Genomic DNA, 8,760 nt, shown 5'->3' on the forward strand with positions numbered 1-8,760 from the left:
AACGCCTTGGGAGAGTCCGGCCTCTGGATTCTTAATGGAGACATTGAGAATCTAAGCTGTCTCGTTGAACAAGGAATTTCCGATAGTGATAGGTCAAGAATCCCCCGTCACAGCGTAGCTTGACGGTGGGAGTATGTCAATCATCCTTGATTGTAACCAGTCCTTGTGCCTTCTTATATCCTTGAGGGTCAACAATCATACCAATACAAGTGTACGGAAAAACTCACCTGTAAAATCACTTACTCCCAAAAGCGATTAATAGCTGTAACCAAAATCACATTTTTGGCCATACCTAAATCACTATCTAGAGGATTTTCTCGGTCTATTGTGTAGTTAGTGGTGAAGTTAGTTAGGTCAAGACATTTTTCATCGGGAGTTTTCTGGGGAAATTGTCAAGGAAGTAGGTAGTAGTAAATTTTCACTGGTTTCCGAAAACCCTTTTCGACTTGATTGACCGATAGTTTAATAAAATCTCTGTGACTGCAATAAATGTTAAATATTTAGGCAAGTATATAAAATGGGAATCGGGACAGGTTAAAGCTATGCGTTTTTATTTAGAGTACATCAATCACTTAGGTCGTTTGCAGAAAAAATCCGCTCATCGTCGTCTGCAAGAGGGTTTCACGATTACAGAAGTCTTACTGGCAGGTTTGATGATGCTGATTGCCGTCTTGGTGGCGGGAATTGGCTCGATTAACCTGCTCAGAAGTAACTATCGAGCTAATGCCGATAGTGAAATCCGGAATAATCTTAATCGTACTCTAGAGTTTGTTTCAGATGAAGTGAGACGAGCAAGAATTATCGCTAATTCTGAAACAGCGATCACGAGTACTGAATTACCCACAGCAGCGAAAGCAGTTCTTGCTTTCAGAATTCCCGACCCCAACAATCCCAGTCAGGCTCCGCTCAATGAACAGATCGTTTACTATACCACCGGCCCTGAAAGTAGCTTGACCGGTCCGCGAGTCTTGTGGCGCTTTGGTCCAAACTTGGACGATAAGGGCAACTACATCACCCCCGCAAATGTTGCTACTTGGCAACATTCCCCCGTCACCGATATGTTAGCAGCGACTGCTAATAACCCCAATTGTCCTACGGATTTTAACCCAATCGTCGCCCCTAGCAGTACTGTGGACGGTTTTTTTGCCTGTGTTCACACGGGTGGTAATCAAGTGATTTTGAATGCCAACGCTCAGGTAAAGATGACTACCAATGAGGAAGTTGAATACTCTGTCAGTACCAGAGTTTTCTCGAGAGCTATCTGTGGTGAAACAGTTTGCTTGGTAATTACCCCCCCTACTCCCACCTCTACTCCCACCCCTACTCCCACCCCTACTCCCACCCCTACTCCCACCCCTACTCCCACCCCTACTCCTCCTTTTTATAAGACACCTGGTACCGGGTCTACCACACCAACTCTACCCATCGTTACCGTGCCGGCAACTGTTACAGCTGAAGTTATTACAGGAGGAACTTGTACATTCAGTTCTTCCTGCGGTGTTGTTACTGCACCTGACAAAGATTTGCCTGGGAAACCGGAAGGAGCTTTGGGTTCACCTGTTCTGGCAAATGCTGGAGATGGCATTGTGGTTTTTGTGGATGGGTTGCGTAATGTTTATGAAGACCCTACAAAGCAAACCGTAGAGGTATATACCTCTGATAGCAACAATTTACCTCCAGGCAGCAACAGTCTTACTAAGAACCAAATTTTATTCGTGTTTACGACTAAAACGACTCCACCAAACTCCTATCAGATTTTAGTAACCATTGAGCCCCAGTAGCTAAACTTATGGCAATAAGCTGAAACCTTGATGTTATCCTGGTTAGTTAACCCTATTCCTTCTCGGAAATCATGGCCAAATCCCCTTAACTGGAATGAGGTTAAATAGGGTTTGCGGCAAAAAGTTTTTCCTGGGGGTAGGGTGTGGGGTGTGGGGTGTAGGGTTTTACCCATTTTCAGGGAAAAAGTGCCTAAATTTCCCCCCCGATCACTCCAATCACTGGCACTTTTTGATGGGAAAAAAGTCTAAAGGACGATCCTAGGCTAAAAATCTAACTTAAACAGCGAATTGCCTCCAATAAACCTCTCGCTTTGTTGAGGGTTTCTTCATACTCTTTCTCCGGCTCAGAATCGGCTACTAACCCTGCTCCCGCTTGCACAGAAACCAGATAATTTTGATTACCTTGGGGACGAACAATCATAGTGCGAATTGTGATGGCACTATTTAACTGTCCCTCGAAATCGTAGTAACCATAAACCCCTGAATAGGGACCACGACGACAGGGTTCTAATTCATGGATAATTTCCATAGCGCGAATTTTCGGGGCCCCACTGACGGTTCCCGCGGGAAAACAAGCTTTTAATAAATCCCAAGCACTTTTATTTGTTGCTAAATCCCCGACCACATTACTAACAATGTGCATAACGTGGGAATAACGTTCAATTATCATTAATTCATCCACTTTGACCGTACCTCGATCGCACACCCGACCTAGATCATTTCTCCCCAAATCCACTAACATAATATGCTCGGCAATTTCTTTGGGATCTTGCAATAAATCCGTTGCTAAAGCTTGATCTTCACTCAAGTTTTGTCCCCGGCGACGGGTGCCAGCAATTGGTCTGACCGTAGCCTTTATTTTACCTAATTCGTCCCGTTCTGCCTTAACCATCACTTCAGGACTAGAGCCAATAATCTGCCAATCCTTAAAGTTATAAAAAGCCATGTAAGGAGAAGGATTAATCAGACGCAGGGAACGATATAAATCGAAGGGATGACCCTGATAATTGGCATTTAAACGCTGGGAAATAACCACCTGAAAAATATCCCCCGCTTTGATGTAATCCTTCGCTTTCAAGACATTTTGACAGAATTTTTCCTGAGTTGTATTGCTTTCATAGACTAATTCTTTCCCCTGACCAACGGGTAATAATTCCAGGGTTTTGGCATTAGTTGGTAGGGGTAATCGTAACTTCAGAACTAACTGTGTCACTCGATCGCAGGCCGCTTGATAAGCGGCCGCTAAATCGGGATTTTTACCCCGGATATCGGCATAAGCGATCGCCCAGATTTTCCGTTTAACTTGATCGAAAATAATCAGATTATCCACCTGCATCCAAATACCATCCGGTAGATCGGCATCGGTAGCGGGATAAATAGGCACTCGCGGTTCGATCCAATTAATTAATTCATAACCCCAAAAACCAAATAAACCCCCTATTCCGGCGGGTAATTGCGGCAATTTAACCGGCACGATCGGGGCTAAACATTGGGTTAAAATCTCGAAAGGATCCCCCGAAAAAATCTCTTGAGAACCATCGCGAAAACTTTGGGTAGTGGTGTTTCCCCGCGCTTCTAATACCCAGACGGGATCACCTCCTAAAAAGCTGTAGCGTCCCAAGGTTTCGCCCCCTTCCACCGACTCTAATAAAAAATTGTAGGCTTGATTGGCACAAACTTTATACCAGGCCGAAACGGGTGTTTCTAGGTCAGCGATCCATTCTTGATAGACAGGAATAAAGTTACCTTGGCCAGCGAGTTGACGAAAGCGATCGAAGTCGGGGAAGATCATATTTTGATGGTTCAGGAAACGGATAGCACAACACTTGTAGGGGAGAAAACGGAATGATGAATTATGAATTATGAAGGAGTGGGAAGTGGGGAAGTGGAGAGGTGGGGTAGTGGGGAAGTGGGGAAGTGGGGTAGTGGGGAAGTGGGGTAGTGGGGTAGTGGGGAAGTGGGGAAGTTGTCTCATCACCCTAACACCCCAAAACCCCAAAACCCCCCGCAACGCGCACGCAGTGACCACCCTATCTCCTGACTCGGAGAATACTGACTCCTAACTCCTAACCCCAGGAAAAACTTTTTCAGCAAACCCTAACTAGCAATTAATTGCCGATTGCTATAAGAGAAATCGAGAGTCAGAAGTTAAATCTTAGGGCCAAATAGCTTCTAAATCTAACTCCCCACTCTCGATTTTAGGGATTATTTATGCTTCGTAGGGAGTGACACCAGAGAACTTAATTGTCGCTGGTTCGGGGTTTTTGCCGATATTGCGGTCTTTTTTGCCGAAAAATTCACGACCGGCGTTAACTTTTTCGGGGAAGACACCATCAGCAGGGTGGAGATACTGCACTTCACCACTGGGGTAAATCCGATAGATTTTGTAATCTTCGATTTTGGGCTTGAATTTCGTCCGCAATTGGGTACCAAGAGCGAGCGCGTGTTCTTTGCGGGCCAAATAGAGGAGATTTTCGCCTTCGTTCATGATAGCGGCGCCACCGGTGGGCATTTCAAAGACTTGTTCTTTGCTGCTTGTCCAGGTGATGGCGTACTTTTCTTCCAGATCGGCTTTGGTGAGTAAACCGCCCGTGCTGCCACCGAACTTAGGAGCTTTTCCAGAAAGTTCTGTCATAGGATTTTGTTCTCTCTACAAAAATAAACAAAAGGGGTTTTAGGGAATCCTATCACTGACACCCCCTCTCTCTAGTAGTCTTGTCAAGAACTGTAACATTATTTTGTACTAGACTATAGAACTAAGCTCTTGGCCGATCGCCAACTTGCCTAGGAATCGGCCACCACCTTAATCGATCGCCCGTCGGGAAATTTGCCAACTTAAAAAAATTACCGGAATTAATCCCACCAAGACAATGGCCAGGGCCGGTGCCGCCGCTTCCACTAAACGTTCATCACTGGCGTATTGATAAACGCGCACCGCTAGGGTATCAAAATTAAAAGGTCTTAAGACCAAAGTAGCAGGTAATTCCTTCATCACATCGACAAAAACTAACATAGCCGCCGTCAATAATCCCCCCGACAAAAGAGGAATATGCACTTTAATTAAAGTGGCACCAGTGCCATAGCCAAGGCTGCGGGAAGCATCATCTAAACTAGGTTTAATTTTACTTAAACTCGATTCTAATGTGGAAAAAGCTACGGCTAAAAACCGGACAATATAGGCAAAAATCAGACAGAAAATCGTGCCGCTCAGAATTAAATTGATATTTAATACTTGATTGAAAAAGTTATCTAATTTGCCGATAGGAATTAAAACCCCCACCGCGATAACAATGCCGGGGATAGCGTAACCAGCCGCCGCAATCCGCACAGAACCCTTAAGAGTTTTATTCGGATTAAGTCTTTCCCCGTAGGCGATAATTAAAGCTAAAACTACCGCAATAATTGCGCTTAAACTAGCCAGAAAAAAACTGTTTACCGATAAACTAAGAAAGTCATTATTAAAAGTTTCTTGGGCATGATTAAAGGCTAGATAGGCCAGATAGAAAGCAGGGGCGATAAACCCAAGAAATACTGGTAAAAAACCGGCGATCATTGCCAAAAAACTCCGAACCAATCCTAGTTCGTACTTAGTCGGTGACTGGAAACGATTGGTCATTTCATAGTAACGAGCTTGACGACGGGAGGATTGTTCAAGGAAAACTAAAACGAGGATAAATACCATTAAAACTGTTGATAACTGCCCCGCTACTATGCGATCGCCCATACCGAACCAAGTATTATAAATCCCCGTGGTAAAAGCATTAATTCCGAAATACTGCACCGTACCAAAATCGTTAAGAGTTTCCATTAAAGCTAGAGCTAATCCCGCCATAATTGCCGGTCTTGCTAGGGGTAAAGCGACAGTAAAAAAACTGCGCCAAGGATTACATCCCAAGGAGCGACTTGCCTCCACCGTGCAGACAGATTGCTCTAAAAAACCGACCCTTGCTAACAGATAAACGTAGGGATAAAGCACCAGTATTAACATCAGAATCCCCCCCCAAAGAGAACGGATACTAGGAAACCAATAATCCTCGACACTATTCCAACCGAAAACACTTCTTAAGAACGTCTGCACCGGACCAAAATAGTCCATCATATTGGTATAAGTATAGGCCAAGAGATAGGCAGGAGCGGCAAGGGGTAGTAATAATAACCATTGAAATTGTTGACAACCGGGAAATTGACACATCGTTGTTAACCAAGCTGTGCCGACACCGATGATTAAAACGCCGCTGCCCACCCCGCACATTAACCAAAAAGAATTAACTAGATAATCCCAGAGAACAGTTTCGATCAGATGTTGCCAGACTTGACTGGAATTAGTTAATAAACTACTGGCAACCGATAAAATCGGCAGGGACACAAGCAGGGCAATTAGTAAAACCGCAATTGTCCATCCCTGTCTAAAAAAAGAGCGAGATTCTTTCAGAAAAAACATTTTTAATAAGATTGTTAAAGCAATTTTTAGAGAACTAGGAGATGATATACAGCACCGTCTATCGAGTAAAATTAGTTAATCAATAGGCCTAGGTCATTGGCTCCTAAAAATTAGGATTTCTGTAACAGCTTGCGGTAGTCAAACACGCGAATGAGAGTCCCTTTTTGGGGTAAATCGGCGGCACGAATCCGTAATTTATTGTCCTCGATTAAACGGATATTTTTATCCTTGACTAACTTGAGAAACTCATCTACAGACACCAATTCACAGGCATTTTTATCGGCGGCACTGGTAAAGTATTGAGTTGGTATAGCAATTCGCGGCTGTAAAACTTCGATCGCCTGTTTTGCTTCTTGGGGATTATAATTTTTTGGACCACCTCCCACGGGAATAAAAGCTAAATCCGGCGAACCTAGGAGAATTCTTTGTTCTAATTCGAGCGGGGCTGCTGCCCCCCCCAAATGGACAATACTAATCCCCGCCTGGGTCCAACGCCAGGCCACATTCATACCGAAACGTTGCCCCCCCATGCGATCGTGGGCAATACTAATGCCCTGTAATTTTAATTTACCCAGATCATAGGCCCCCGGCTCAAACAAAATTTTCGGATTACCGGGTAAACCCTCGGCCGCCCCTTCATCCCACAGTTGACTACTAATTAAAACGATATCTGCTTCTACTTTTGGCAAAGGAAAACCCGCCGTACAACCGATCGCCCGGAAGGGATTAACTAGGACTCTTTGCCCTCCTCCGGTGAATAAAAAGCAACTATGACCCAACCATTGAACTAAGAGGGAATTATCGGGTTTTTGGGGGGAAGTGGGGTTGGTGGGTTTGGGTTTAGTTTCCGCTAAAACTGAGCTTACTCCCACGGTTAAGAAACTTGTCCCCGCCGATAAGATAAAATCTCGCCTTTTCATAAATGTAGATGCAGAATTAATCAAGTTAAGGTTAATTTCAGGGGTTGGGGATTAGTAAACACTAGAGGGATCGCAGAAAGTTTCTTAAAAGTTCCTTGCCGGCAGTGGTTAAAATACTTTCGGGATGAAATTGTACTCCTTGAATGTGGGGGTAATCCCGATGACGGACTCCCATGACCGTGCCATCTTCTACCCAGGCCGTGATCTCTAAATTATCTGGCATGGTGGAGCGCTCGATCACTAAACTATGGTAACGGGTGGCAGTAAAAGGATTTTCTAAGCCTTGAAATACCCCTTCATTGTTGTGATAGATTGGCGAAGTTTTGCCGTGCATCAAGACTGGGGCCCAGACCACATCCCCTCCGAATACCTGACCGATACTTTGATGACCGAGACAGACCCCCAAAATCGGCATATAGGGGCCAAATTTGGCGATTAATTCCAGAGATATGCCCGCATCGACCGGACGACCTGGACCGGGGGAAATGACAATCCCATCCGGCCGCATTTGTTCGATCGTGGCCAGATCGATTTTATCATTACGATAGACCTCGATCGGCACGGCGATCGGGAACTCGGAGGCTAATTCTCCCAAATACTGGACTAAATTGTAGGTAAAACTATCATAGTTATCGATGACGATTATCAAGAGTCTCTCTCCTTTCTTTAGCCTCGCTCAGTATTTTTATTCTACATCCCGGCTGTCTCGATCGAGATAGCCGGGGTGTAGGGGGTAGGCTATTTTTGAGCAGTCAGCTAGAATCTGCCCGGAATTGCTAATTACAGCCTAAACTATCTCTGGTGGCCACTCCCGTGACCGGATTAATCCCATCGGCCCGTTCACACATTAACTTGACCTGATAGCTATCAATTACCGCGTTAGTGAAATCAGCCCCGGTAATAATCGTGTCATAAAAACGGCTGCGAGTAGCGATCGCATCGGTAAAAATAGTATTAGTTAAATCGGCAAAATCGAGGGTGACTCTATCTACCAAAGAGGCGGTTAAATCGGCTCCTTTTAAGAGGACAGCCTCGGTGAGAATGCTATAGGTTGACAATCCCCACCGTAAAACGGACGGGGATTCTTGGTTCAACGACAGGGCTTAAAAATCTAAAGGAAGTGTAACCTTCACCCTACGACCAAATACCCCATCTAAAGATGCAAATATCGAGCCAGTAGCAATAGACCCCTAGCGGCCTTATCTCCCCAAGCATAGATTATACTGTTCGGGTATGCCCTACCCTACAGTTTGAGTTTTCAGGGTTATGGGTGCTAGTTTTCGGTACTCGTTAGAGTCCATACGTTTTTTAAGAGGTTATTCGCTCCTCTGTGCAAGGAAGCCCAACCACTGGCATGAGCGTCCTGGTGTTTTTTATACCGCTCACGGGCGGTTTAACTTAAAGGAGGCTACCTTTGGTCTGCTGGTATTGTAGTCTACTGACAACACAATGTCAAGACCTAATATCTTACAAGTGAGACTTTCTGACGAAGAACTAGAAAAACTAAAACGGTATGCTCAACAAAAACAAATTTCTGCTGCCGAAGTTGTCAGGGATTGGATTAAAAAGTTAAAGTAATCAAGCCGCCCTCCGCTCCGCTAAAGGGCGGGGTTTTCAA

Annotated in this window: 7 protein-coding genes and 2 pseudogenes; 3 read left to right on the forward strand and 6 right to left on the reverse strand. The window is 44.7% G+C overall.

Going from position 1 to position 8,760, the window contains the following annotated elements:
• Both IM477_RS15200 and IM477_RS15205 read left to right on the forward strand, forming a co-directional pair.
• Positions 1 to 123: pseudogene (locus IM477_RS15200) on the forward strand (zinc ribbon domain-containing protein); the annotation flags it as partial.
• A 419-nt stretch (positions 124 to 542) separates the two neighbouring features.
• The gene (locus tag IM477_RS15205) at positions 543 to 1,781 is read left to right on the forward strand and encodes a PulJ/GspJ family protein (RefSeq protein ID WP_287732411.1); all 1,239 of its coding nucleotides are present in this window, start codon (positions 543 to 545) and stop codon (positions 1,779 to 1,781) included.
• A gap of 271 nt (positions 1,782 to 2,052) precedes the next feature.
• On the opposite strand, the gene trpE is transcribed toward IM477_RS15205, so the two are convergent.
• The 6 genes and pseudogenes from trpE to IM477_RS15235 form a co-directional block, all read right to left on the reverse strand.
• On the reverse strand, positions 2,053 to 3,573 hold the full coding sequence (gene trpE, locus IM477_RS15210; RefSeq protein ID WP_287732409.1) for an anthranilate synthase component I: 1,521 nt from the start codon (positions 3,571 to 3,573) through the stop codon (positions 2,053 to 2,055).
• A 417-nt stretch (positions 3,574 to 3,990) separates the two neighbouring features.
• Positions 3,991 to 4,416, reverse strand: coding sequence for a photosystem I reaction center subunit II PsaD (locus IM477_RS15215; protein WP_002796771.1), 426 nt, complete (start codon positions 4,414 to 4,416; stop codon positions 3,991 to 3,993).
• 168 nt (positions 4,417 to 4,584) lie between these two features.
• Positions 4,585 to 6,222 (reverse strand): ABC transporter permease, encoded by a 1,638-nt coding sequence (locus tag IM477_RS15220; protein WP_287732410.1) that lies wholly within the window; start codon positions 6,220 to 6,222, stop codon positions 4,585 to 4,587.
• A gap of 110 nt (positions 6,223 to 6,332) precedes the next feature.
• Complete coding sequence (locus tag IM477_RS15225; protein ID WP_287673342.1) at positions 6,333 to 7,142, reverse strand: MBL fold metallo-hydrolase; 810 nt, start codon at positions 7,140 to 7,142, stop codon at positions 6,333 to 6,335.
• Positions 7,143 to 7,203: 61 nt separating this feature from the next.
• Positions 7,204 to 7,791, reverse strand: coding sequence for an anthranilate synthase component II (locus IM477_RS15230; RefSeq protein ID WP_147072363.1), 588 nt, complete (start codon positions 7,789 to 7,791; stop codon positions 7,204 to 7,206).
• 127 nt (positions 7,792 to 7,918) lie between these two features.
• A pseudogene (locus tag IM477_RS15235) lies at positions 7,919 to 8,194 on the reverse strand (pentapeptide repeat-containing protein); the annotation flags it as partial.
• A gap of 397 nt (positions 8,195 to 8,591) precedes the next feature.
• Here IM477_RS15235 and IM477_RS15240 point away from each other — a divergent pair.
• Entirely contained in the window at positions 8,592 to 8,720 is a 129-nt protein-coding gene (locus IM477_RS15240; protein WP_079207831.1) for a YlcI/YnfO family protein, read from the forward strand.
• The last annotated feature ends 40 nt before the right edge of the window (positions 8,721 to 8,760 follow it).

The organism is Microcystis sp. M090S1 (assembly GCF_020246295.1).
Taxonomy (GTDB): domain Bacteria; phylum Cyanobacteriota; class Cyanobacteriia; order Cyanobacteriales; family Microcystaceae; genus Microcystis; species Microcystis aeruginosa.

What these genes read in the sequence shown, in the direction of transcription:
- IM477_RS15205 (WP_287732411.1), top strand. Translation starts at nt 543, where the DNA reads ATGCGTTTTTATTTAGAGTACATCAATCACTTAGGTCGTTTGCAGAAA.
- trpE (WP_287732409.1), bottom strand. Translation starts at nt 3,573, where the DNA reads ATGATCTTCCCCGACTTCGATCGCTTTCGTCAACTCGCTGGCCAAGGT.
- IM477_RS15215 (WP_002796771.1), bottom strand. Translation starts at nt 4,416, where the DNA reads ATGACAGAACTTTCTGGAAAAGCTCCTAAGTTCGGTGGCAGCACGGGC.
- IM477_RS15220 (WP_287732410.1), bottom strand. Translation starts at nt 6,222, where the DNA reads ATGTTTTTTCTGAAAGAATCTCGCTCTTTTTTTAGACAGGGATGGACA.
- IM477_RS15225 (WP_287673342.1), bottom strand. Translation starts at nt 7,142, where the DNA reads ATGAAAAGGCGAGATTTTATCTTATCGGCGGGGACAAGTTTCTTAACC.
- IM477_RS15240 (WP_079207831.1), top strand. Translation starts at nt 8,592, where the DNA reads ATGTCAAGACCTAATATCTTACAAGTGAGACTTTCTGACGAAGAACTA.